This is a genomic window from Nocardia sp. FDAARGOS_372 (genome assembly GCF_002554515.1).
GTDB classification, from domain to species: domain Bacteria; phylum Actinomycetota; class Actinomycetes; order Mycobacteriales; family Mycobacteriaceae; genus Nocardia; species Nocardia farcinica.
Window position 1 is genome coordinate 5,282,309 of the sequence record NZ_PDDW01000001.1, and the last position, 23,183, is coordinate 5,305,491.

General features: G+C 70.7%; 21 protein-coding genes. 14 read left to right on the top strand and 7 right to left on the bottom strand.

The annotated features are described in order from the left end of the window. The first annotated feature begins 136 nt into the window (after positions 1 to 136). Entirely contained in the window at positions 137 to 373 is a 237-nt protein-coding gene (gene purS / locus CRM89_RS24825) for a phosphoribosylformylglycinamidine synthase subunit PurS (protein WP_011207099.1), read from the top strand. After that, positions 370 to 1,047, top strand: a complete 678-nt coding sequence (gene purQ / locus CRM89_RS24830; protein WP_011207100.1) for a phosphoribosylformylglycinamidine synthase subunit PurQ — start codon at positions 370 to 372, stop codon at positions 1,045 to 1,047. Before purS ends, purQ begins: the two co-directional genes overlap by 4 nt. 28 nt (positions 1,048 to 1,075) lie before the next feature. Here purQ and CRM89_RS24835 read toward each other — a convergent pair whose 3' ends face one another. Beyond that, positions 1,076 to 2,152 (bottom strand): ABC transporter substrate-binding protein, encoded by a 1,077-nt coding sequence (locus CRM89_RS24835; protein WP_098086446.1) that lies wholly within the window; start codon positions 2,150 to 2,152, stop codon positions 1,076 to 1,078. Positions 2,153 to 2,204: 52 nt separating this feature from the next. Here CRM89_RS24835 and CRM89_RS24840 point away from each other — a divergent pair, with 52 nt between their 5' ends. Both CRM89_RS24840 and CRM89_RS24845 read left to right on the top strand, forming a co-directional pair. Beyond that, a complete protein-coding gene (locus tag CRM89_RS24840; RefSeq protein WP_011207102.1) occupies positions 2,205 to 2,630 on the top strand; it encodes a MarR family winged helix-turn-helix transcriptional regulator in 426 nt (141 codons plus the stop codon). A gap of 284 nt (positions 2,631 to 2,914) precedes the next feature. Further along, on the top strand, positions 2,915 to 4,204 hold the full coding sequence (locus tag CRM89_RS24845; protein ID WP_098086447.1) for a M18 family aminopeptidase: 1,290 nt from the start codon (positions 2,915 to 2,917) through the stop codon (positions 4,202 to 4,204). Here the strand turns inward: CRM89_RS24845 and CRM89_RS24850 are convergent. Continuing rightward, a complete protein-coding gene (locus CRM89_RS24850) occupies positions 4,162 to 5,463 on the bottom strand; it encodes a glycosyltransferase 87 family protein (protein WP_229434854.1) in 1,302 nt (433 codons plus the stop codon). The two genes, CRM89_RS24845 and CRM89_RS24850, sit on opposite strands and share 43 nt — an antisense overlap. A gap of 304 nt (positions 5,464 to 5,767) precedes the next feature. Between CRM89_RS24850 and purL the strand changes: the two genes are divergently transcribed. From purL to CRM89_RS24880, 6 genes are all read left to right on the top strand, one after another. Continuing rightward, positions 5,768 to 8,062 carry a phosphoribosylformylglycinamidine synthase subunit PurL gene (purL, locus tag CRM89_RS24855; RefSeq protein WP_011207105.1) on the top strand — a complete coding sequence of 765 codons (2,295 nt, stop codon included), beginning with the start codon at positions 5,768 to 5,770 and terminating at the stop codon, positions 8,060 to 8,062. A gap of 109 nt (positions 8,063 to 8,171) precedes the next feature. Then, positions 8,172 to 9,905 carry an alpha/beta-hydrolase family protein gene (locus tag CRM89_RS24860; RefSeq protein ID WP_172964569.1) on the top strand — a complete coding sequence of 578 codons (1,734 nt, stop codon included), beginning with the start codon at positions 8,172 to 8,174 and terminating at the stop codon, positions 9,903 to 9,905. After that, a complete protein-coding gene (locus CRM89_RS24865) occupies positions 9,902 to 10,552 on the top strand; it encodes a CPBP family intramembrane glutamic endopeptidase (protein WP_098086449.1) in 651 nt (216 codons plus the stop codon). The genes CRM89_RS24860 and CRM89_RS24865 overlap by 4 nt, the downstream gene beginning before the upstream one ends. Positions 10,553 to 10,815: 263 nt before the next feature. Beyond that, positions 10,816 to 11,115 carry a hypothetical protein gene (locus tag CRM89_RS24870; RefSeq protein ID WP_098086450.1) on the top strand — a complete coding sequence of 100 codons (300 nt, stop codon included), beginning with the start codon at positions 10,816 to 10,818 and terminating at the stop codon, positions 11,113 to 11,115. A gap of 249 nt (positions 11,116 to 11,364) precedes the next feature. Beyond that, on the top strand, positions 11,365 to 11,751 hold the full coding sequence (locus CRM89_RS24875) for a sterol carrier family protein (protein WP_062954221.1): 387 nt from the start codon (positions 11,365 to 11,367) through the stop codon (positions 11,749 to 11,751). 94 nt (positions 11,752 to 11,845) lie between these two features. Beyond that, a complete protein-coding gene (locus tag CRM89_RS24880; protein WP_098086451.1) occupies positions 11,846 to 12,316 on the top strand; it encodes a hypothetical protein in 471 nt (156 codons plus the stop codon). A 4-nt stretch (positions 12,317 to 12,320) separates the two neighbouring features. Here the strand turns inward: CRM89_RS24880 and CRM89_RS24885 are convergent, their stop codons facing one another. After that, positions 12,321 to 13,598, bottom strand: a complete 1,278-nt coding sequence (locus CRM89_RS24885) for a YhgE/Pip domain-containing protein (protein WP_255266241.1) — start codon at positions 13,596 to 13,598, stop codon at positions 12,321 to 12,323. 206 nt (positions 13,599 to 13,804) lie between these two features. On the opposite strand from CRM89_RS24885, the gene purF reads away from it, so the two are divergent. Together purF and purM are read left to right on the top strand one after the other, a co-directional pair. Then, the gene (gene purF, locus CRM89_RS24890; protein WP_041559808.1) at positions 13,805 to 15,385 is read left to right on the top strand and encodes an amidophosphoribosyltransferase; all 1,581 of its coding nucleotides are present in this window, start codon (positions 13,805 to 13,807) and stop codon (positions 15,383 to 15,385) included. A 92-nt stretch (positions 15,386 to 15,477) separates the two neighbouring features. Further along, positions 15,478 to 16,554: a phosphoribosylformylglycinamidine cyclo-ligase gene (gene purM / locus CRM89_RS24895; RefSeq protein ID WP_011207112.1), complete on the top strand. Its 1,077-nt coding sequence runs from the start codon at positions 15,478 to 15,480 to the stop codon at positions 16,552 to 16,554. 644 nt (positions 16,555 to 17,198) lie between these two features. Here the strand turns inward: purM and CRM89_RS24900 are convergent. The 4 genes from CRM89_RS24900 to CRM89_RS24915 form a co-directional block, all read right to left on the bottom strand. Continuing rightward, positions 17,199 to 17,405: a DUF3073 domain-containing protein gene (locus CRM89_RS24900; RefSeq protein WP_041559809.1), complete on the bottom strand. Its 207-nt coding sequence runs from the start codon at positions 17,403 to 17,405 to the stop codon at positions 17,199 to 17,201. Positions 17,406 to 17,581: 176 nt separating this feature from the next. Then, on the bottom strand, positions 17,582 to 18,529 hold the full coding sequence (locus CRM89_RS24905; protein WP_098086452.1) for an asparaginase: 948 nt from the start codon (positions 18,527 to 18,529) through the stop codon (positions 17,582 to 17,584). Then, positions 18,526 to 19,215, bottom strand: a complete 690-nt coding sequence (locus CRM89_RS24910; RefSeq protein WP_098086453.1) for an MOSC domain-containing protein — start codon at positions 19,213 to 19,215, stop codon at positions 18,526 to 18,528. The genes CRM89_RS24905 and CRM89_RS24910 overlap by 4 nt, the downstream gene beginning before the upstream one ends. Positions 19,216 to 19,274: 59 nt before the next feature. Next, a complete protein-coding gene (locus CRM89_RS24915; protein WP_098086454.1) occupies positions 19,275 to 20,390 on the bottom strand; it encodes a folate-binding protein YgfZ in 1,116 nt (371 codons plus the stop codon). Between the two features lie 170 nt (positions 20,391 to 20,560). On the opposite strand from CRM89_RS24915, the gene CRM89_RS24920 reads away from it, so the two are divergent. Both CRM89_RS24920 and CRM89_RS24925 read left to right on the top strand, forming a co-directional pair. Then, positions 20,561 to 21,478 (top strand): aminodeoxychorismate lyase, encoded by a 918-nt coding sequence (locus CRM89_RS24920; protein WP_011207116.1) that lies wholly within the window; start codon positions 20,561 to 20,563, stop codon positions 21,476 to 21,478. Positions 21,479 to 21,674: 196 nt separating this feature from the next. Next, on the top strand, positions 21,675 to 23,174 hold the full coding sequence (locus CRM89_RS24925; RefSeq protein WP_098086455.1) for a cytochrome ubiquinol oxidase subunit I: 1,500 nt from the start codon (positions 21,675 to 21,677) through the stop codon (positions 23,172 to 23,174). The last annotated feature ends 9 nt before the right edge of the window (positions 23,175 to 23,183 follow it).

Sequence of the window (23,183 nt, forward strand, 5' to 3'; positions counted from 1 at the left end):
CGGCGGATTGTCACCCTACCCCGGAGCGCGCGCGGCGCGGCCGGACGACTAGGCTACCCAGGTAATCCCCCCACTCCAGCGCTGCGGCCGGGCGCCTGCCCGGACTCCGCGCAACCACCACCCCTAGGAGCAACGCGTGGCACGAGTCGTGGTCGAGGTGATGCCGAAGGCCGAGATCCTGGATCCCCAGGGGCAGGCCATCGTCGGCGCACTCCCGCGCCTGGGTTTCGCCGGCATCTCGGATGTGCGGCAGGGCAAGCGATTCGAACTCGACGTGGACGACAGCGTCAGCGACGCCGAGCTCGAGCAGATCGCCGAGAGCCTGCTGGCCAACACGGTCATCGAGGAGTGGAAGGTGGTCCGGCTCTCGTGAGCGCGCGCATCGGTGTCATCACCTTCCCCGGCACCCTCGACGACGTGGACGCCGTGCGGGCGGTGCGGCTGGCCGGCGCCGAGGCGGTGAACCTCTGGCACGCCGACGCCGATCTCAAGCAGGTCGACGCCGTGATCGTGCCCGGCGGCTTCTCCTACGGCGACTACCTGCGCGCGGGCGCCATCGCCCGGTTCGCGCCGGTGATGGGGGAGGTCGTGCGCGCGGCCGAGCAGGGCATGCCGGTGCTCGGCATCTGCAACGGCTTCCAGGTGCTGTGCGAGGCCGGGCTGCTGCCCGGTGCTCTCACCCGCAACGAGGGCCTGCACTTCATCTGCCGCGACCAGTGGCTGACCGTCGAGTCGGTGTCCACCGCGTGGACCTCCCGCTACGAGCCGGGCGCGCAGATCCTGATCCCGCTGAAGTCCGGTGAGGGCCGCTACCAGGCCGCCCCCGCCGTCCTCGACGAACTCGAGGGCGAGGGCCGGGTCGTGTTCCGCTACTCCGGCGACAACCCGAACGGCTCGCAGCGCGGCATCGCGGGCATCTCCTCGGCGAACGGCCGCGTCGTCGGCCTGATGCCGCACCCCGAACACGCCACCGAGGCCCTCACCGGCCCCAGCGACGACGGGCTCGGGCTCTTCCTCTCGGTCCTGGACACGCTCGTCACCGCCTGACCGGGTCAGCGGCCGGAGGCGGTGGTCTCTACCAGATGCGGTCGACGATCTCGAAGTCGACGCCGTTCACCCTGGCCAGGTATCCGGTCTGCACCGCCTGATTGCCGCGGAATCCCCGGGTTCCGCCGGGGGTCTGGTATCGGACGCCGTCGAGCAACGCCCGGTGCAGTCGCGGTACCTCGAGCGAGCCCACGGCCCCGGCCAGCCCGGCCAGCGTGTGCAGCGCCTCGTAGGCGGCGTTGCTGAAGGTGGTCAGCGCCGGGGCGAAAGCGCCGTAGCGGCGGCGGTAGCGGGCCCGCCGGGCGGCGCCGTCGGGGCAGCGGTCGCCGAGGAAGAAGCTGGACGGCACGAACAGATTGCGGTGCGCGGCGGGCCCGGCGGCCAGCAGCACGTTCTCGTCGGCGGCGGGGCTGAGCCGCATCTGCCGGTCGGCGCGTCCGGTGGCGGCGAACTGCCGGTTGAAGGCGGCCACCTCGGCGCCGACCATGAGGATCAGCACGCCGTCGGCCCGGTCCAGCGCGGGGTGGGTGAGGAAATCGGTGTGGTCGGGCAGGCCGTGCGGCACGAACTGCTCGAGCACCACGTCGGCCGGGTCGGTGAGCATGCGGCGCACGGCCTTGGCGATCTCGCGCGGCCAGATGTAGTCGTTGCCGATGATCGCCCAGCGGCGCACCCCCAGCTCCCGCCGAGCCCAGCGCACCGCCGCCAGGGTGTGCCCGGCCGGGTGCTCGCCCAGCATGAGGACGCCGGGCTGTTCGTCCGGCAGCCCTTCGTGGCTGGTCGCGAACAGATAGGGCACCCGTCCGCCGTTGGCCGCGGCCACCGCCCGGCGGACGGCGGAGGTGTGCCAGCCGGTGATGGCGTCCACCATGCCGGTGGCCAGCAGCGCGGCGACCTCGGTCGCGACGAGCTCCGGCGCGCGGCCACCGTCGATATTCGTGGTACGAATTTCGCGGCCCAGAATTCCCGCGCCCGCGTTGATTTCCTCGGCCGCCAGCGAAATGGCCGCCTCGCACGACGGCGCGAGGATACCGCCGGGCCCACGCATCGGGACGATGTTGAGGATCTCGATAGTGCCCTCTGGGGTCTCGCCGAACGCGGCCATTCGGTACTCTTCTTCTCGTTCGAGCGAAATTCTTGGCAGGCGGGGAAAACCGATGACCACCATTGTAGGCGGCCATGCGACGCTGCATGGCGCGCTGCGGGCCGCGGAACGCCGGTGGCTGCGGCATCTGGACGCGGCGCTGTGCGCCCGGCAGCTCACGGCGGACCAGTGGTCGATGCTGTGCAATCTGTCCGCCGAGGCGGGCATCACGATGAGCGAACTCGCCGCCCGGTCGCAGCTCGCGCCCTCGTCGGCCACCCGGCACGCCGACTACCTGGCCGAACGGAGCCTCATTTTCCGCGTCGCCGCCGAGGAGGACCGGCGCCGCATTCTGATCGGCCTGAGCAAGCGCGGCGCCGAGCTGGTCGCCGCGGTCCGCGCCGACGAGGAACAGGCCGAGCAGGCGCTGCGCGCGAAGTTGGGTGCGCGCCGCTACGCCGAGTTGCTGCGCCTGCTCGACGCCGTCGCCGAGCAGTAGCCGACGCCCTCGAGCGCGCGAATGCGCAAGAGGCGAAACGTAATCCACGTTATCGTTGTGTGATCGGGCCGTGTGCTCACGAATAGCGCCCTGCGGCGGTGCGATCGCGCCCCCGCATTCTCGTCCGCACACGCGCTGGCGGATAACGACATTCGGCGTCCGAATTGTCCGGTGGGTGCCATTGTCCGGCGAGTGCCGGTCGGGTGAGTGCCTGGGAACGAAATATGCCGACGCGGAGAATCGGTGCCGCGACCGGCCCGCGGCGCGTTGCCTAGGATCGGCGTATGCCAGTTGCCACCACCGACGCCACGGCCGCGGGCCTGTGCGCCTTCGTCGACGACTCGCCGTCCCCGTTCCACGTCTGCCACACCGTCGCGGGTGAACTCGAGGCCGCCGGATTCACCCGGCTGTCGGAATCGGCCGCCTGGGCGGGCGGGGAGCCGGGCCGGTACTACGTCGTGCGCGGCGGCTCCCTGGTGGCCTGGGCCGACCGGGACGGCTCGCCCTCGGCGCCGTTCCGGGTGGTCGGCGCGCACACCGACAGTCCGAACCTGCGCGTCAAGCAGCATCCTGATCTGGCCTCGGCCGGCTGGCAGGTGGTCGGGCTCGAACCCTACGGCGGCGCCTGGCTGAACTCCTGGCTGGACCGGGAACTCGGCCTGTCCGGCCGGCTCACCGTGCGCGAAGGGAACAGCGTGCGGGCGCGGCTGGTTCGCATCGACGACCCGATCCTGCGGGTGCCGCAGCTGGCGATCCACCTGTCCGAGGACCGCCGCGGCGTGAGCCTGGACCCGCAGCGGCACGTCAACGCGGTCTGGGGCGTCGGCGAGAAACCGCGCTCGTTCCTGGCTTTCGTCGCCGAATACGCCGAGGTGGACCCGGACGCCGTGCTCGGCTGGGAGCTGATGACCCACGACCTGGCGCCCAGCCGCCTGGTCGGGCGCGACCGCGACCTGGTGAGCGCACCCCGGCTGGACAACCAGGGCACCTGCTACGCGGGCCTGCGCGCCTTCCTCGCCGCCGTGGCCGAGCCGGGCACGGCGATCCCGGTGCTGGCCATGTTCGACCACGAGGAGGTCGGCAGCCAGTCCGACCGCGGAGCCCAATCCGACCTGCTGCCCGCCGTGCTGGAACGCATCGTGCTGGCCCGCGGGGGTGGCCGCGCCGAATACCTGGCCGCGCTGGCCGGTTCGGTGTGCGCCTCCGGCGACATGGCGCACGCGACCCACCCGAACTACCCGGAGCGGCACGAGCCCGCGCACCGCATCGAGGTCAACGCCGGGCCGGTGCTCAAGGTGAACCAGAACCTGCGCTACGCCACCGACGCCACCGGCGCGGGCGCGTTCGCCCTCGCCTGCGCGCAGGCCGGGGTTCCGTTGCAGCGCTACGTGCATCGCGCGGATCTGCCGTGCGGCTCGACGATCGGCCCGATGACCGCCGCGCGCACCGGGATGCCCACCGTGGACGTCGGCGCGCCGCAGCTGGCGATGCACTCCGCGCGCGAGTTGATGGGCGCGGCCGACGTGGGCGCCTACGCCGCGGCGCTGGCGGCGTTCCTGACCCCGGAGGGATAGGGCCGATAGGTCAGCGCCGCCACCACCAGCACCGCGAAGGTGACGAGCACGTAGCCGCTGCCGACGATCTGCTGCCACCAGGCCCAGTCCAGCTCCCGGTCGTTCGAGTGCGGCAGCAGCCACTGCGGGCCGATCAGGTACAGCACGGTGAGGGCGGCCACGGTCGCGGTGAGCAGGCGCACCGGTCGCCTGCCCGCGCGCCTGCGCAGGATCGCGTCCACCGCGACCAGCAGCGCCGGAGCCACCCAGATCCAGTGGTGCGACCAGGACACCGGCGAGACGAGCAGGATCGCGGCGGCGTTCACCAGCAGCGCGGCGACGGACTGGCCCGCCTCGATCAGCCGGTGCATCCACAGCGCCGCCAACGCCACCGCGATCACCGCGAGTCCCAGCCAGATCAGCGTCGCGACCGAATCGGGGACGCCGAGCCGGAAGGCCAGGCCCTTGAGCGACTGGTTGCCCGCGAAGTACGGCGGGCCGATGCGGCCGGTGTCGGCGAGGGTGCGCAGCCAGTACTCCGCCGAATCCGAAGGGAACAGCAGGAATCCGAGCCCGACCGCACCGATCGCGGAGACCACCATGGTGCCCGCGGCCTTCCAGTCCCGGCGCAGCAGGAAATACAGCAGGAACCCGGCCGGGATGAGCTTGATGGACACGGTGATGCCGATCAGCATTCCGCGCGGCCAGAACGGCTTGCGCACCAGGCAGTCCAGCGCGACCGCGGCCATCAGCACCAGATTGATCTGGCCGAAACCGAAGGTCTGGCGCACGGGTTCGAGATAGAGCGCCAGCGCGACCGCGGCGATCACCAGCGTCGTCATGGTGCGCGGGTCGAGGCCGGGGCGCAGCCGCGCCAACACCAGCCACAGCGTGAGGCCGAGGCAGCCCAGCGAGGTCGCCAGCACCACGACCTCGGCCAGGACCAGCGGCATCAGCGCCAGCGGAGCGAAGAACAGCGCGGCCAGCGGGGGATAGGTGAACGGCAGGCCGATCCCGTAGACCGGCGGCATCGGGCCGTAGAGCTCGCCACCGTCCAGCCAGACCCGCGCGCCGTTGCGATAGACCTGCAGATCGATGAACCCGTGCCACCAGTGCGCCAGCAACGACACGAGCGCCGAGACGGCGAACAACGCCAGCGCGGCCAGCAGCAGGCGCGTGCGCGCGGGCGAATCCGGCGCGGGCCCCGCGACGCGGGGGTGCGTGGTCTCCGTGGCAACAGGCTGCTCGGCCGAATCGGCCACCCCCGATCGTTCGCTCACCCGCACAGAGTATCCGGTACGTTTCCGCCGTCGGGGGCTGGTCCCGGGCCCGCAACCCCGGCCGTGCGGCGGTGATCCCGGCTCCGACCTCGCCGGACCGCGACGGTCCATACGGCCGGGCAACAATGCAGCGACCCGCACGGGTGTGCGCCCGGTCGCGGTGTCGCCCCGCCCGTCCCGCGCACCCGCCCTCACCTGCGGGGCCGCCGCCGGTGCCCCGTAGACTGGTGCCCGGCATCTCGCCGCCGCCCCGTGACAACGCTCGTCGCTTCACCTTGCCCGGCCGAAAGGACCCTGGTACTCCGTGACTCCGCAGGTCGACACCGTCAGCGCAGCCGCAGCAACCCCCGATGTGGCGCAACCGTACAAAGAGCTGGGCCTCAAGGACGACGAGTACGCCCGCATCAAGGAGATCCTCGGCCGCAGGCCCACCGACGCCGAACTGGCGATGTACTCGGTGATGTGGAGCGAGCACTGCTCCTACAAGTCGTCCAAGGTGCACCTGCGCTACTTCGGTGAGACCACCACCGAGGAGATGCGCAAGTCGATGCTCGCCGGTATCGGCGAGAACGCCGGCGTGGTCGACGTGGGCGACGGCTGGGCGGTCACCTTCAAGGTGGAAAGCCACAACCATCCCTCCTACGTGGAGCCGTACCAGGGTGCGGCCACCGGCGTCGGCGGCATCGTGCGCGACATCATGGCGATGGGCGCCCGCCCGGTCGCGGTGATGGACCAGCTGCGCTTCGGCGCCGCCGACCACCCCGACACCCGCCGCGTCGTCGACGGGGTGGTGCGCGGCATCGGCGGCTACGGCAACTCCCTCGGCCTGCCCAACGTGGGCGGCGAGACCGTGTTCGACGCCTCCTACCAGGGCAACCCGCTGGTCAACGCGCTGTGCGCGGGCGTGATGCGGGTCGAGGACCTGCACTTGGCGTTCGCCTCGGGCACCGGCAACAAGATCATCCTGTTCGGCGCGCGCACCGGACTCGACGGCATCGGCGGCGTGTCGGTGCTCGCCTCGGACACCTTCTCCGGTGACGAGTCCGGCGCGGGCCGCAAGAAGCTGCCCAGCGTCCAGGTGGGCGATCCGTTCACCGAGAAGGTGCTCATCGAGTGCTGTCTCGAGCTCTACGCGGCCAAGCTGGTGGTCGGCATCCAGGATCTCGGCGGCGCCGGGCTGTCCTGCGCGACCTCCGAACTCGCCGCTGCGGGCGACGGCGGCATGCGCATCGAGCTGGACAAGGTGCCGCTGCGCGCGGCCGACATGACCCCCGCCGAGATCCTGTCCTCGGAGTCGCAGGAGCGCATGTGCGCGGTGGTCACCCCGGAGAACGTCGAGGCGTTCATGGCCGTCTGCCGCAAGTGGGACGTGCTGGCCACGGTGATCGGTGAGGTCACCGACGGCGACCGGCTCGTGGTCACCTGGCACGGCGAGACCGTGGTGGACGTGCCGCCGCGCACCGTCGCGCACGAGGGCCCGGTCTACGAGCGGCCGGTGCAGCGCCCCGACTACCAGGACGCGCTGATCGCCGACACCCCCGACACGCTGCCCCGCCCGGCGACCGCCGACGAACTGCGCGAGACCCTGCTGCGGATGATCTCCAGCCCGCAGCTGTGCAGCCGCAAGTGGATCACCGAGCAGTACGACCGCTACGTGCGCGGCAACACCGTCCTCGCCGAGGACGCCGACGCCGGGGTCATCCGCATCGACGAGCAGACCGGCCGCGGGATCGCCCTGGCCACCGACGCCTCCGGCCGCTACACCAAGCTCGACCCCTACGCCGGTGCGCAGCTGGCGCTGGCCGAGGCGTTCCGCAATGTCGCCAGCACCGGTGCCACCCCCAAGGCCGTCACCAACTGCCTGAACTTCGGCTCCCCGGAGGACCCGGGCGTGATGTGGCAGTTCCAGCAGGCCGTGCGCGGCCTCGCCGACGGCTGTGTCGCCCTGGGCATTCCGGTGACCGGCGGCAACGTCAGCTTCTACAACCAGACCGGGCAGGACGCCATCCTGCCGACGCCGGTGGTCGGTGTGCTCGGCGTGATCGACGACGTGCACCGCCGCATTCCCACCGGCATCGGCCTCGAACCCGGCGAGACGCTGATCCTGCTCGGCGACACCCGCGACGAGTTCGGCGGCTCGATCTGGGCGCAGGTCGTGCACGACCACCTCGGCGGCGTGCCCCCGAAGGTCGACTTCGCCCGCGAGCAGTTGCTCGCCGAGGTGCTCACCGCCGGCTCGCGCGACGGCATGATCAGCGCCGCGCACGACCTGTCCGAGGGCGGCCTGGCGCAGGCCGTCGTGGAGGCCGCGCTGGCGGGGGAGACGGGCTGCCGCATCCTGCTGCCCGAGGACGCCGACCCGTTCGTCACGCTGTTCTCCGAGTCGGCGGGCCGCGTGCTGGTGGCGGTGCCGCGCTCGGAGGAGACCCGCTTCACCCGCATGTGCGAGGCCAGGCAGCTGCCGTGGGTGCGCATCGGCGTGGTCGACCAGGGCTCGGATGCGCTGGAGGTCCAGGGGCACTTCTCGATCCCGTTGACCGAGCTGCGGGCGGCCTTCGAGGGCACCCTGCCGAAGCTGTTCGGCGCCGAAACCGCCTGAGCGAGCGGCGGCCGCCGCCCCCCGCAGTGGCCTCTCTCACAGCGGACACACGCCCGCTGTGCGATGCCACGGCGGACGGGCGGGGATTGTGACCGCGCATACTGTTCGGGTGCTCGAGAAGGCGGACACCCTGACGAGGCTGCGTGCGCGCGGCGTCGTCGTGGTGCGCCGGACCGAGGACGTCATCGATCTGAACTACGTCGGCCTGGTCGTGGCCACCGTGTTCTTCGCGCTGTCGGTGACGCCCTCGCTGGTGCCACGCGACTGGCTGTTCCAGGGCTTGATCAGCGGTATCAACGCCGCCCTCGGCTACGGCCTCGGCTGCCTGCTCGAATGGCTGTTCCGGTTGTGGGTGCGGCCGCGGCTGAAAGTGCCGCCCGCCCCCACCTGGGTGCGCTACGCGGTCAAGACGGCCGTGCTGCTCACCGCCGTGCTGACCGCTGCGCTGATGCTCGTGCAGTCGGCGCGCTGGCAGCGCGAGATCACCGCGCTGATGGGGATGGAAGGCACCACCACCCCCGCCTACCTGCGCACCGGCCTGCTGAGCCTGGCCGTCGGCGTGCTCGTGGTGGCCGGGTACCGGACCGTGCGCGAGATCATCCTGTTCCTGGCCAGGCAGCTCAACCGCTGGGTGCGGGTGCCGCGGGAACTGGCACCCGCGGTCGGCGCGCTGGTGCTGGTGGTGGCGGCGGTGACGATCTTCAACGGGGTCGCCTCCCGTGCGTTCTTCGCGGTCGCCAACTCCGCGTTCAGCGTCCGCAACGACCACACCTCGCCGAACGCCGTGCAGCCGCAGCAGCCCGAGCGGTCCGGCAGCCCGGAATCGCTGGCCGCCTGGGACACCCTCGGGTTCGAGGGCCGGTGGTTCGTCTCGCACGGGCCGACGGCGAGCCGGATCGCCGCCGTCACCGGCAGGCCCGCGCGTGAACCGATCCGCGCCTACGTCGGCTTGGAGTCGGCCGAGGACGGCGAGGACCAGGCCGAACTCGCGGTGCGAGAACTCGAACGCACCGGCGCGTTCGACCGTCAGGTGATCGTCGTGGTGACCACGACAGGGACCGGGTGGGTCAATTCGCTGGCGGCGGGCGCGATCGAGTACATGTTCGGCGGCGACACCGCGATCGTCGCGTCGCAGTACTCGTATCTGCCCAGCGTGCTGTCGTTCCTCGCCGACCGCGGCAAGGCGGCCGCGGCCGGCGAACGGCTCTTCGACGCCGTACACGAACACTGGTCGCAGCGGCCGCCGGACCAGCGGCCCAAGCTGTTCGTCTACGGCGAGAGCCTGGGTTCGCAGGGCTCCGAGGCCGCCTTCGACGGACTGGCCGACCTCCGCGCCAAGGTCGACGGTGCGCTCTGGGTCGGACCACCGAACTCCAACCGGCTGTGGGAGCAGTTCGTGGCGCGCCGCGACCCCGGATCGCCGGAGGTGCTGCCCGTGTACGCCGACGGGCTCGTCGTCCGGTTCGCCGCCAACCCACCCGATCTGGCCGTGCCCGGCCCGGAGTGGCGTTCGCCGCGCATCGCCTACCTGCAGCACGCCTCCGACCCGATCGTGTGGTGGTCGACGGACCTGATCTTCTCGCGCCCGGACTGGTTGTCCGAGCCGCGCGGCTCGGATGTGTCCTCGCAGATGCGCTGGGCGCCGTTCGTGACGTTCTGGCAGGTGACCGCCGACCTCACCAACGCCCAGGGCGTCGCCGACGGCCACGGCCACCGCTACGGCAGTCTGGTCCTGGACGCCTGGGCCGCCATCGCCCAACCCCCCGGCTGGACACCGGAACTCGCCGAACAGGTGCGCTTCCAACTGGAGGCGGCCGAGGAGTTCGAACGAGTGGTGAAGTGAGCGTGCGGCGTTCCGGCAGGCACGCGAAAGCCGCTGCGGCCGTGCTGCTTCCCCTCGCCTGGAACAACCGGCTCCTGCCCGCCCTCGGCCTCGGCATCCGCGGCCGCACCGCCGCCCACCTGACCTTCGCCCTCGGCTACGCCACGGCGTTGGGCGCCCACCCGAACTGGCTGTCGCCCCGTGGCTTCCGCCCCGGCCTGCTCATCAGCGCCGTCGTCGCCGCCGGTTCCGCCGCCGCCCTGACCTGCCCGCGCACCCGCGCCGCCCTCGCCGCCGCCCCCGACCGCACCCCCGAAGTCCGCACCGCCGAATGGATCGCCGTCCACATCCCCCTCGGCACCGCCCTCCCCGAAGAACTCATCTTCCGCGCCACCCTCGACCCCCTCCTCACCACCGCCCTCGGCCCCCGCCCCGCCCTCCTGATCGGCCCACTGACCTTCGGCCTCTGGCACATCCACTCGGCCCGTGCGGCGGGGGATCCGATCCTGCCGACCATCGCCGCGACAACGGCGGCGGGCGTGGTCTTCAGCTCCCTGTATCGCCGCACGGCCGGCGCTGTCGCCCCCACCCTGGTGCATCTGACACTGAACACAGCAGGCGCCGTGATCACCACATCAGCCAGGAAGCGCGCGCGTCGCGGGAGGTGAACGACCCGCCGCTAGTGCTCGGGGGGACAGCACGGGGTCGCAGATCTGTGGTCGAGTACATCCGATCCAACGACAGACGATCTGCATACCAGTCCGGGTGCGGTGCCGGGGGAAGAATCGAAAAATATGGGGGCACAGCATGATGAGAACAACCTGCGGTGTGATGCGGGTGCTCCAACCCACCGGATGATCCGTCACGGGTAGTACGAGGCACTCTGATGAGAGGCTCCATGTTGATTACCAAAGTTCAGATCATCGGCGAAGTGAGTGACGAGGAGTCGGTCCAGCACTTCCAGCCGTTGCTCGACCGGGTCCCCGAACGCCCCACCCTGGCCACCCTCATCCGCAAGCACGGGGTGGAAGGCAGCGACAACCTCGAAATCGAACTGCTCGACAAGTTCCAGAACAAACAGCGGTTCTCTCTGGCCCCCTTCGCCGATGTCGATCCTGATGCCTACATCAAGATCCAGTTCCTCAGCGGTCCCGTCGACCTGGAGTTCCCTGCTCTCGAGCCCGGTGCGGTCCTCCTGAAGGAATACCTGGTCGCCGGCCCTGAGGACTGAACTTCCGGGCGGCACGCTCGAAGACGCCCCAGGGGACAGCCGGTGGTCGCGCCGTACCGCGCGCAGTCGCGCGGTGAGATCGCGCGCCTGCTCGACCACGTGGGAGGTGAGCATCGCGACCGCTTTCCGTCATGAACCCGGGGTGGCAGCAGGACGTCGCCCTCGCGTTCGAAAACGGTCACTTCATGGATCGGTGAAAGGGATTGCCGCTCCGATTCGGCGTCGGTATCCGACGGTAATCTCGGCCGGGTGGGACGTCGGAGTGTGGATGCGGGGGAGTTGCGGGCGGCGGTCGGCGCTGTGCGGGGGTGGTTGGTCGAGGCGGGGGCGGGGGAGCCGGGGCGGAAGGAGGTGGGGGCGGCGGTGCGGGCGACCGCGCGGGCGTTGGCCGGGTCGGCGCCGGGGCATTCGGTGGAGGTGCGGGTGCCGCCGTTCGTGGCGGTGCAGTGTGTGGAGGGGCCGCGGCATACGCGGGGGACGCCGCCGAATGTGGTGGAGACCGATCCGCGGACGTGGTTGCTGTTGGCTACCGGCTTGCGCGATTTCGACGAGGCGGTGGCGGCGGGGGAGGTGACCGCGTCGGGGAGCCGGGCGGGGGAGATCGCGCGCTGGCTGCCGGTGGTTCGGGTCGAGTGAGCGGGTGAACGCGCCGCGACGGTCGGCGTCATCGGAGGCGTCGGTCCCCTGTGAGACAGTGCCGGGGACATCCCCGCCGAGAGGAGAACCCATCGTGTGGCCGTCGGACTGGCCCCGGGAACCGCGCGAGATCGCGACCGCCGTGGACGCCGCGGTGGCGGCGGCACGGGCGGGTGATGCCGCCGCGTTCCGGGAGGCGACCGGGGAACTGGCCGAACTTCCCGGCGAGCAGGTCGGGCTGGTGCTCGCCGCGATCGTGCGGGAACTGCTGGAGACCGCGCACCCGGACGGGCTCACCGGCGACGACGCGCGGGCGGTGCTCGAGCAGGTGGTGCGCGGCGCGGCGGCGTGGTTGCCGGAGGTGGACACCGGCGCGGTGGTGGCCGCGCTCACCGGTGCGCTGGGTGTCGCCGATCCGGAGGACACCACCGCGCCCGCGTCGGTGCCGCCCGCGGCGGTGTTGTTGACCGCGCACCTGGCCGACCTGGCCCGGGTCCCGGTGCGCGACTACATCCGCCGCGCCCTGGGCGAGATCGCGCGCGCCGAGACCGTCGAGATGCCCTGACCGCTCAGGCGGCGCCGTTGTTCGCGCCCCGGTGCAGTCCCTTGTAGTCGTAGTACCGGGTGATCACCACGCCGAAGACGAGTCCGATGACCAGTCCGAGAATCGTCATCAGCAGGCCGCGGGTGAGGCCTGCGGAGAAGTCGGCGTTGAAGTAGAGGATCGCCCGTACCGCCAGGAACACCTGGTGCATCGGCTCGAAGGTGGCGAGCCAGCCGAAGTAGTGCGGGGTCGCCTCGATCGGCACGGTGCCGCCCGAGGAGGGCAGGCCGAGGACGACGAACAGGATCAGGTTCACCAGCAGACCGGCCGAACCGATCGCCGCGAGCGTGGACAGGCCGGTCACGCCGACCGCGATCATCGCGAACGCGCTGTAGAGATACAGCGCGAGCGGGTGCTCCAACGGCATGTCGAGGGCCTTCGCCACCAGCAGGAAGATCCCGGCGACGATGGCCGCCATGAGGGCGAACACGCCCCACTTGATCAGCAGGGTGCGGAACCGGGAGATCGGCGTCGGCGGATAGTGCACGTACCACGGGCCGTACTCGGTGGGCACGAAACCGAGCGCCGCGTCGACCATGGTGTGGATCGTCATCGCGCCGACCACGCCGACGAGCAGCAGCAACAGCGCGTAGAAGAAGGCCGTGAGGCCCTGGCCGGTGCCGCTGGGCAGCGGCCGGAACTCCTCGACCACCAGCCGCAGCGGGCTGTCCAGCGACAGCCGCGTCGCCCCGCTCAGCTCGGTCGGCTGCCCGCCCTCGGGCGGGGTGAGCTGCGCTTGGACCTGCTCGGTCAGCTGCTTGCCGACCTGCTCGTTCACCTGCGGGAACATCTGATCGGCCATGCGGGTGACGATCGCGGTGGCGTAGGGGCCGACGCGCGGATTGGTCTGCACCGTGAGGATCGGCTGCTCGATCTCGCCGGGAATCACGCTGCCCACCCCGAGAATGCCCAGCCGCTTGCTGAAGTCGCCGGGGATGATGATCGCGCCGTACACCTGGCCGGTACGCATCTGCTGCTGGGCCTCGTTGATACCGAGCACGCGCAGATCGATCTGGTCCTTCGGCACGGCCTCGCGGATGCCGTCGGCGACCTGTGTGCCGAAATTCACCTGCCGGGGCTGCTCGGGCGTGCCGAGCGTCTCGCCCACGTCCAGGTTCACCAACGCGATCGGGAAGTCGTGCAGGTTCTCCTGCGGATCCGCGACGTAGGCCAGGTACATGTAGCCGAGCAACGTCGTGAGCAGGGCGAGCACCACCACCGGGAACACCACGATGCGGAGCACGGGATGGGTGACCGGGGGTTGCAGGGGGCCGCGGGCCGTCGGAGTGTCCTTCTCGCTCGTCACGGTCGAACCGTACCGCCGCGCGGACGGCGTTTCGACGGAAGACACGTGTGATTGCCGTCGGTATGCGGAAGCGGTGATCGCCGAGGCGTGTTGCACCCGTAGAATGGCGAAAGCCCCCAGCCCGCCCGAACAGGGAGCACACGGTGACCAACGCCGAATCTTCGGTCGACAGCCTCGCATCCGCCTCCGATCAGGACGAGAACGAACCACGCGAGGAGTGTGGTGTGTTCGGTGTCTGGGCGCCGAGCGAGGACGTGGCCAAGCTCACGTACTACGGCCTCTACGCGCTGCAGCATCGCGGCCAGGAGGCGGCGGGCATCGCGGTCTCCGACGGTCAGCAGATCCTGGTGTTCAAGGATCTGGGCTTGGTCAGCCAGGTGTTCGACGAGCAGACGCTGGCCGCCATGCCCGGCCACATCGCCGTCGGCCACTGTCGCTACTCCACCACGGGCGGTGTGACCTGGGAGAACGCCCAGCCGATCTTCCGCACCACCGCGGTCGGCTCCGGCCTGGCGCTGGGCCACAACGGCAATCTCGTCAACACCGCCGAACTGGCCGGGCGTGCACGCGAACTCGGGCTCATCGGCACCCCCGTGTCCGGCGGCCGGCCGCAGCCGGTGGGCGCGACCTCCGACTCCGACGTGATGACCGCCCTGCTGGCGCACGCCGCGGCCGACTCGAGCATCGAGCAGGCCGCGATGGAACTGCTGCCGCAGCTGCGCGGCGCGTTCTGCCTCACCTTCATGGACGAGCACACCCTCTACGCCGCCCGCGACCCGCACGGGGTGCGGCCGCTGTGCCTGGGCAGGCTCGACCGCGGCTGGGTGGTGGCCAGCGAGACCGCCGCGCTCGACATCGTCGGCGCCGCCTTCGTCCGTGAGATCGAACCCGGCGAACTGCTGGCGATCGACGCCGAAGGCGTGCGGTCGATGCGCTTCGCCAACCCCGAACCCAAGGGTTGCGTCTTCGAATACGTCTACCTGGCCCGTCCCGACTCCACCATCGCCGGGCGCTCGGTGCACGCCACCCGCGTCGAGATCGGCAGGCGGCTGGCCAAGGAGCATCCGGTCGAGGCCGATCTGGTCATCCCGGTGCCCGAATCCGGCACCCCGGCCGCGGTCGGCTACGCCCAGGGCTCGGGTGTGCCCTACGGCCAGGGTCTGATGAAGAACGCCTACGTGGGGCGCACCTTCATCCAGCCGAGCCAGACGATCCGCCAGCTCGGCATCCGGCTCAAGCTCAACCCGCTGCGCGAGGTGATCCGCGGCAAGCGGTTGATCGTGGTCGACGACTCCATCGTGCGCGGCAACACCCAGCGCGCGCTGGTGCGGATGCTGCGGGAGGCGGGCGCGGTGGAGATCCACGTCCGCATCGCCTCGCCGCCGGTCAAGTGGCCCTGCTTCTACGGCATCGACTTCGCCTCCCGGGCGGAGCTGATCGCCAACGGTGGCGGCGCCGACGACAGCTACGACGACATGGTCGAAGCCGTGCGGCGCTCGATCGGCGCCGACACCCTCGGCTACATCTCCACCGAGGGCATGATCGCCGCGACCGAACAGCCGCGGACCCGGCTGTGCAGCGCGTGCTTCGACGGCCAGTACCCGATCCCGCTGCCCACCGAGGCCTCGATCGGGAAGAACCTGCTCGAGGGGATGCTCACCGGGCAGCCGGAATCGGTGCTGCTCGGCGACAACGCCAACGCCAGCGCGTTGAGCCGCCCCTGACCGGCCGGTGGACACCATGCGTGCCCGAGATCCGGTTCGGGTAGCGTGAGCAGGCATGTATCCGCCGAACCGGTTTGGAGCTTTCCCCGAAGATGACTGAACAGACCCCCACCGGTGGCGCTTCGTACGCCGCGGCCGGCGTGGACATCGAAGCCGGTGACCGCGCAGTCGAGTTGTTCGGGCCATTGGCGAAGAAGGCCACCCGCCCCGAAGTCCAGGGCGGCCTCGGCGGATTCGCCGGTCTCTTCGCGCTCAAGGGTGGCTACCGCGAGCCGCTGCTCGCCGCCTCCACCGACGGCGTGGGCACCAAGATCGCGGTCGCCCAGGCGATGGACAAGCACGACACCGTCGGGCTCGACCTCGTCGCGATGGTGGTCGACGACCTCGTCGTCTGCGGCGCGGAACCGCTGTTCCTGCAGGACTACATCGCCATCGGCAAGGTCGTCCCGGAGAAGGTCGCCGAACTGGTCTCGGGTATCGCCGAGGGTTGTGTGCGCGCCGGGTGCGCGCTGCTGGGCGGGGAGACCGCCGAACACCCGGGCCTGATGGATCCCGACGACTACGACCTGTCCGCGACCGGCGTGGGTGTGGTGGAAGCCGACGCCGTGCTCGGCCCCGACCGGGTGCGCCCGGGCGATGTCGTCATCGCGATGGGCTCGTCGGGCCTGCACTCCAACGGCTACAGCCTCGCCCGCAAGGTGCTGCTCGACATCGACCGCATGTCGCTGACCGGCCACGTGGAGGAGTTCGGCCGCACCCTCGGTGAGGAACTGCTCGAGCCGACCCGCATCTACGCCAAGGACTGCCTGGCGCTGATCGCCGAGACCGACGTGCGCACCTTCGCCCACGTCACCGGCGGTGGCCTGGCCGCGAACCTGGCGCGCGTGATCCCCGCCGGGCTGGTCGCCGAACTCGACCGCGGCACCTGGAATCCCGCCCCGGTGTTCAAGATGATCGCCCAGCGCGGCCGCGTCGAGCGCGCCGAGATGGAGAAGACGTTCAACATGGGCGTCGGCATGGTCGCCGTGGTCGCGCCCGAGGACGTGGACCGCGCGCTCGCGGTGCTGACCGCCCGGCACATCGAGTGCTGGACGCTGGGCACCGTGAAGAAGGCCAAGGACGCCGACGCGCCGCGCGCGGAACTGCTGGGCGAGCACCCGCGGTTCTGAGCGGCGTCCGTTCCCAGCCGGTCGGGGGCCTGCCGCCGGGGCATGCCCCCGCTGATTCGATTCCCGACGCTGACGACGGCGCGGTGTGCGGCCGCGCCCGAGGTCGGGTGTATGACCGAGTTCGGCTCCGCCGGCGGCGCGGTGCGGACCGCGTTCAAGGGCGAGCCCCCGGGGTGCGGTGACCCACGTTCGGCGCGGCCGACGGCGCGATGTGGACTGCGTCCAGGGTCGGGCGGGGTCGTACGGTGACCAGGCTCGGCGAGAACCAGGGAGCCCAGCCGACGGTGACGACTCACCGAGCCGATTCGTCCCGCCCGCTGCTGCCGAATCGGCGAGCGATCGGAAACGGCGATCGGACGGGTGCCGAGTCCCCGTGCGCTCGCCGCATCGCAGCGGTGCTAGCTGGGATGTTGCCGACGGGGCGGCCGAACGGGGTCGGCGGACCGCCGGGGGCGGGTTGCTCCGGATCGGGGCGTCGCGAGAGACGCGCCTGGGGAGTACCCGGTGAGAGTCGTTGTCCGGCAACCTATCCGGCTGCCGGCCGCCGACATGTCATGGCAAGCCTTCTCGACGGAGGCCGCGGTCCCGGCAACGTGGAAAGGGGAGGCCCGGTCGGCCTCCCCCTTCTTGACGTTGTATCCGAGTCAGCGGCGCCAGTCGTCGTAGTCGTCCTCGTCCCAGCGGGACAAGGAGTCGTCCGAGTCGTGCTCATCGGACAGCACACCACCACTGCGCTTGGTGGGGTGTCCCGAGAGCTCGCGCTGAAGGCTCGCGAAGTCGGTCGTCGGCGAGCTGTACTTCAGCTCTCGTGCGACCTTGGTCTGCTTTGCCTTAGCCCGGCCACGGCCCATGGCTGACCCCCTCGCGTCACAGCGGGGCGGCCTGGGGTTTGTTGGCGGCCCCGTTCGAATTAATACTCTTCCTGACAGACACTTTAGCGTGTGTCCGGCGGTCGCGCCTCCATGAGTCGGGGAAGTGCCGCTACCAGGGGTTCCGTTTGCCGGGGCTTCGCCGTATGTCGTGTCGCTCAGAGTACGCCGGGAATCGCCCGGATCACTCCCACCCGGGCGCCGCCGCCGAGCACCGGCTGGGCCGCCAGCTCGGCGTGCGTGGTCGTCCACTCGACGCCCATCCGGTGCAGAATCGCCAGCGTCAGGGGCATCCGCGCCCGGTCGCCGCCGTCGTCGATCTTGTAGGCGAAGGCGGTTCCGTCGGGCAGCGCACCGGCGTGCACACCGTCGGCGCCGATCTTGCACACCAGTCCGGGGGTCGCGGTCATGATCTGTAGATCGGGCGCGTTCGTGCCCGAAATCACTCGCGGATGCGCGCGGATCGCATCGGCGATTCGCCGTTCGGGCGTGCCGGGCGCCGCGGTGGCCAGCCGGGCGTAGGCGCGGGCCAGGTTCACCAGCGAGACCGGGATGATGGGCAGCCCGCAGCCGTCGATGCCGAGGTCGGTTTCGGGTTCACCTGTCAGCTCGACCACGGTGTCGGCCACCGCCTGCTGCAGCGGGTGCTTCTCGTCGAGGTAGTCCTGCACCGACCAGCCGTTGACCGCGCAGGTGGCCAGCATCGCGGCGTGCTTGCCCGAGCAGTTCATGTAGATCGGCCGCGGCCCGCCCGCCAACGCCGCCGCGCGCGCCCGCTCCTCGATGGGCAGCTCGGGCGGGCACGCGAGGGCGCGTTCGTCGAAGCCGAACCGCGCGAGCAGCCGCTCGACCAGCCGGACCTGGTCGGCCTCGCCGTAGTGCGAGGCGGTGGCGATGGCCAGCTCGGGGTCGTCGAGCGGCTCGAAGCCGTTTCGCAGCAGGGCCACCGCCTGCATCGGCTTGTTGGTGGAGCGGGGAAAGATCGGCAGGTGCACCTCGCCGAGCGCGACGATCGGCTCCCCGGCCGCATCGAGCACGACCAGTGACCCCCGGTGGACGCATTCGCGGAACCCGGAGCGCACCACCTCGACCAGTTCCACGCTCACGACACGGCCTCCTCCGCCAGGTCGTCGCCGATTTCCGGTAGTGGCCGGCCGTGCCTGCGGGCGTGCCGTTCGATCTGCATCCGCACGGTGTCGGTGACGGTCGGCTCGACGGTGAGCAGGGTGACCAGGCGGTCCAGATCGGCACCGGTGAACACGTCGCGCACGGTGATGCCGTGCGCGGGGGTGTATTCGACCCGCACCGGATCGCCCGCGCCGATGCTGCCCGCCCGCAGCACCCGCAGATACGTGCCGGTGTCGCTGCGCAGGGTGAACCGTTTGACCCACTGCGCCTCGCCGGACCAGTGCCCGAACGTGGCGCACGGTACTCGCGGCGCGCTCACCTCGAGCAGGGTGTCGCCGATCGACCACCGGGCACCGACCACGGCGTCGCTGACGTCGAGCCCGGCGATGCGCAGGTTCTCCCCGAACCAGCCCGCGGGCAGGTCCCGGCCGAGTTCCTCGCTCCAGCGTCGCGCGTCCTCCTCGGCATAGGCGTACACGGCCTGGTCGACGCCGCCGTGATGCTTGGTGTCGCAGACGTGGTCGCCGGCCAGGCCGAGCGAGCCGACCGCGACGCGGCCCGGCACCGGGCGCTTGTCGATCGCGGTGCGCCCCACGCGGGTGGGCACGGTGAGTTCGGCGTGCACCACGCACACCGCCAGTACCCGGGCGTCCTCGGACGTCATCGTTTCCCCTCCCTGTCGCGGCCGGTCCGCCGGCCCGCCGTGCTGCGGCACGCGCCCCGTCACCGGCCGCGCAGCCGGTCGACCGCGAGCCGGCCCGCCTGCGGGGTGTCGTCGACGGGCACCGAATCCGGGTCGATCGCGGCCGCGCTCGGACCGGTGGTGAGTTGCGCATCGGCCGGGACCGCGCGTTTGACCAGCGCCAGCGCGATCGGCCCCAGCTCGTAGTGGTCGACCACCGAGCCGAGGCGGCCCACCGTGCGGCCACCCGCGATGACATCCGCACCCGGCTGCGGCCGCTCGTCGGCGGAGCCGTCCAGGTGCAGCAGCACCAGTTGCCGGGGCGGCTTGCCGAGGTTGTGCACGCGGGCGACGGTCTCCTGGCCGCGATAGCAGCCCTTGTCCAGGTGCACCGCGCCGTGTTCGGCCGGGCCGCCGATCCAGCGCACCTCGTGCGGGATGGTGCGCTCGTCGGTGTCCAGGCCGATCCGCGGCCGCAGCGCCGCGACGCGCAGCGCCTCGAAGGCCCACATGCCCGCGGGTTCGGCGCCCGCCTCGGTGAGGGTCGTCCACCAGGCACCGAGCCGCTCGCGCGGGACGACGAGATCGTAGGAGTCGGCCGTCGGCCAGGGCATCCGGCGCAGGAAGCCGCAGTCCGGCAGCGGCGTCACCGCGTAGATCTCCGGCAGTTCGGTGATGCCGAGGGCCTCGCGCAACCGGGCGACCTCGGGGCCGAGCAGGCTCAGCACGGCATGGTCGGTGGCCTCGGAGGGCTTGGCGTCGGCCCAGAAGACCATCTTCGTCAGGAAGTCCAGCAGGGCGGGCCCGCGGTCGGCTTCGGTGTCGATCCAGACGGTGCCGTCGAGGTCGCTGAGCACGAAATGGTGCTGGATGCGGCCGTTCAGGTCGAGGTCGAGGTTCTCCGCCGACTGCCGGTCGCCGAGGTTCGCGACGTGCTGACTGGAGATGGTGTGCAGCCAGCTCAGCCGTTCACCGCCGGTGATGCGCAGCACGAACCGATGGGAACGATCCACGATCGCGACTCGCTCGACCGCGGCGCGCTGCTCACCGAACGGATTGCCGTAGTGCCAGGCCACCGTGGCGTCCGGCGAACCGGGCGGACCCGCGACAGCGCCCGCGACGGAGAGGAGGGGGCTGGGTGCATCGAGCACGGACACACGTCCACTCTAGGCGGTCCTCGCCGCACCTGCGTGCGGCGGCCTCGCGGTGCGTCCGAGTTTCCCCCTCCCGGTCGGCTCGGCGATTCCCGCGTGGGCGCGCCGAATCCGGCAAAACGAACTCTGCGTTGACATAGGCACGGGCAGTGCATTCCGCCTACGCTCGTCGCATGGTAGATCGAGTTCTTGTCACACTCGACGGTGTGGTCCGCGACGCGGACGAGCCGTTGTTGTTCGCCGACGACATCGGGGTGCTGCGCGGTGACGGTGTCTTCGAAACGGTGCTGGTGCGTGACGGTGACGCGTGTGCGATCGAATTCCACCTGGGCCGGTTGCGTCGCTCGGCGCAGGCGCTCGATCTACCCGAGCCGGAACTGTCGCGTTGGCGCGAGGCGGTGCAGACCGCGGCCAAGGAGTGGGGCAGCGAGCGCGAGGGCATGATGCGCCTGGTGCTCACCCGCGGCCGCGACACCGAGCTGGGCGCCCCGTCCAGTGTCACCTCCGGCGATCTCGCCGCCGCGGTGCCGGTGCCGACCGCGTATGTCCTGGTGGTGCCGGTGCCCGAGCGCGTCGCCAAGGCGCGCGCCGAGGGTGTCTCGGTGGTAACCCTGGCCCGCGGCATCTCGATCGACCTGGCCCAGGCCGCGCCGTGGCAGCTGCTCGGTGCCAAGACGCTGTCCTACGCGACGAACATGGCGGCGCTGCGGTTCGCGCACCGGATGGGCGCCGACGACGTGATCTTCACCAGTACCGAGAACCGGGTGCTGGAAGGCCCGCGCTCGACCGTGGTGATCGCCAGGGACAAGGAGCTGATCACCCCGCCCGCCAAGAACGGTGTGCTGCCGGGCGTGACCCAGCGCGCGCTGTTCACCGAAGCGAAGAAGGCGGGCTGGGAGTGCCGTTATGCCCCGCTCTTCACCGCCGACCTGCTCACCTGCGACAGCATCTGGATGCTGTCGAGCGTCACGCTGGCCGCTCGGGTGAATTCCCTGGACGGCCTTCGCATGTCGGCGCCGGACAACGCCGAGGAGATCATCGAACTCGTCGACCGCGGCGTGCAGCGCGGGGGCGCGATCGGCGACTGGTGAGCGCTGCGGCCGTGGTGCGCGCCACCGCCCGGGCGTGACCCTGCGCACTCCCGGGCGGCGCCGACCTCGCGCAGGGCGGAAAACCGCTGGTCATCGGTGGGTTGTCGCGCGTCATAGTGATGCGCGCCTCCTAGGGAAAGGTCTCCGCCGGAGTTATCTTTACTACGACACGTCGTAGTAAGGGGTTGGAGGCCGGATGAGCGTTCTGGACATCTCCCGGTGGCAGTTCGGAATCACCACCGTCTACCACTTCCTGTTCGTGCCGCTCACCATCGGCCTCGCCCCGTTCGTCGCGGGCATGCAGACCGCCTGGGTGATCACCGGCAACGAACGCTGGTACCGCTTGACCAAGTTCTTCGGCAAGCTGTTCCTGATCAACTTCGCGCTCGGTGTCGCGACCGGCATCGTGCAGGAATTCCAGTTCGGCATGAACTGGAGCGAATACTCCCGCTTCGTCGGTGACGTCTTCGGCGCACCGCTCGCACTCGAGGCACTGGTCGCGTTCTTCCTGGAGTCGACCTTCATCGGCCTGTGGATCTTCGGCTGGTCGCGGCTGCCGAAATTGGTGCACCTGGCCACGATCTGGCTGGTCGCGATCGGTGTGAACGCCTCGGCGTACTTCATCGTCGCCGCCAACTCCTTCATGCAGCATCCCGTCGGCGCCCGCTATAACCCCGAGCGCGGCCGCGCCGAGCTCACCAGCATCTGGGAAGTGCTCACCAACAACACGACCCTGGCGGCGTTCCCGCACGTCATCGCCGGTTCCTTCCTGGTCGCCGGCACCTTCGTGGCGGGCATCGCGGGCTGGTGGATGGTGCGCAACGCGCGCAGCGCCGATCCGGTGCGGCGCGAAGAGGCGCGCACCATGTGGCGGCCCGCCGGACGCGCGGGAATGTACGTGATCCTGGTGTCGATGGTCGCCGTGGTGCTCACCGGCGACATCCAGGGCAAGCTGATGTTCGAGCAGCAGCCGATGAAGATGGCCTCGGCGGAATCGTTGTGCCACACCCAGACCGACCCCGATTTCTCGGTGCTCACGGTCGGCACGCACAACAACTGTGACAGCGTCACCCACCTCATCGAGGTGCCCTACGTGCTGCCGTACCTGGCCGAAGGCAAATTCGAGGGCGTCACCCTCGACGGTGTGAAGGACCTGCAGCAGGCCTACATCGAGAAATTCGGTCCCGGCGACTACCGGCCCAACCTGTTCGTCACCTACTGGTCGTTCCGCGCGATGATCGGCCTGTCGGCCGGTTCGGTGCTGCTGGTGCTGGCCGGGCTGTGGCTGACCCGGCGCGGGCGGGTGCCCGATCAGCGCTGGTACTCGTGGCTGAGCCTGCTGGCCATCCCGACGCCGTTCCTGGCCAACAGCGCGGGCTGGGTGTTCACCGAGATGGGCAGGCAGCCCTGGGTGGTCGTGCCCAACCCGACCGGTGATCCCGCCCTGCGCATGACAGTTCAGCAGGGCGTCTCCGACCACTCGTTCAGCACGGTGCTCATCTCGCTGGTGGTGTTCACCCTGCTCTACGGCGCGCTCGCGGTGGTGTGGTTCTACCTGATCCGGCGCTACGTGATCGAGGGACCGGAACCGGCCGCGCCGCCGAAGCCGGACCGCACCGGCGACAGCGGTGGCCCCGGCAGGACGTCCGGTGCGGCCGAAGAGCCTGCCGTCGAACAGCTTTCGTTCGCCTACTGAGGAGCCCGA

Coding starts and splice junctions, on each gene's coding strand:
- CRM89_RS24900 (WP_041559809.1), bottom strand. CDS start 17,405: ATGGGCCGTGGCCGGGCTAAGGCAAAGCAGACCAAGGTCGCACGAGAG.
- CRM89_RS24835 (WP_098086446.1), bottom strand. CDS start 2,152: ATGGCCGCGTTCGGCGAGACCCCAGAGGGCACTATCGAGATCCTCAAC.
- CRM89_RS24920 (WP_011207116.1), top strand. CDS start 20,561: ATGGTAGATCGAGTTCTTGTCACACTCGACGGTGTGGTCCGCGACGCG.
- CRM89_RS24910 (WP_098086453.1), bottom strand. CDS start 19,215: ATGACGTCCGAGGACGCCCGGGTACTGGCGGTGTGCGTGGTGCACGCC.
- CRM89_RS24840 (WP_011207102.1), top strand. CDS start 2,205: ATGACCACCATTGTAGGCGGCCATGCGACGCTGCATGGCGCGCTGCGG.
- CRM89_RS24925 (WP_098086455.1), top strand. CDS start 21,675: ATGAGCGTTCTGGACATCTCCCGGTGGCAGTTCGGAATCACCACCGTC.
- CRM89_RS24845 (WP_098086447.1), top strand. CDS start 2,915: ATGCCAGTTGCCACCACCGACGCCACGGCCGCGGGCCTGTGCGCCTTC.
- purM (WP_011207112.1), top strand. CDS start 15,478: ATGACTGAACAGACCCCCACCGGTGGCGCTTCGTACGCCGCGGCCGGC.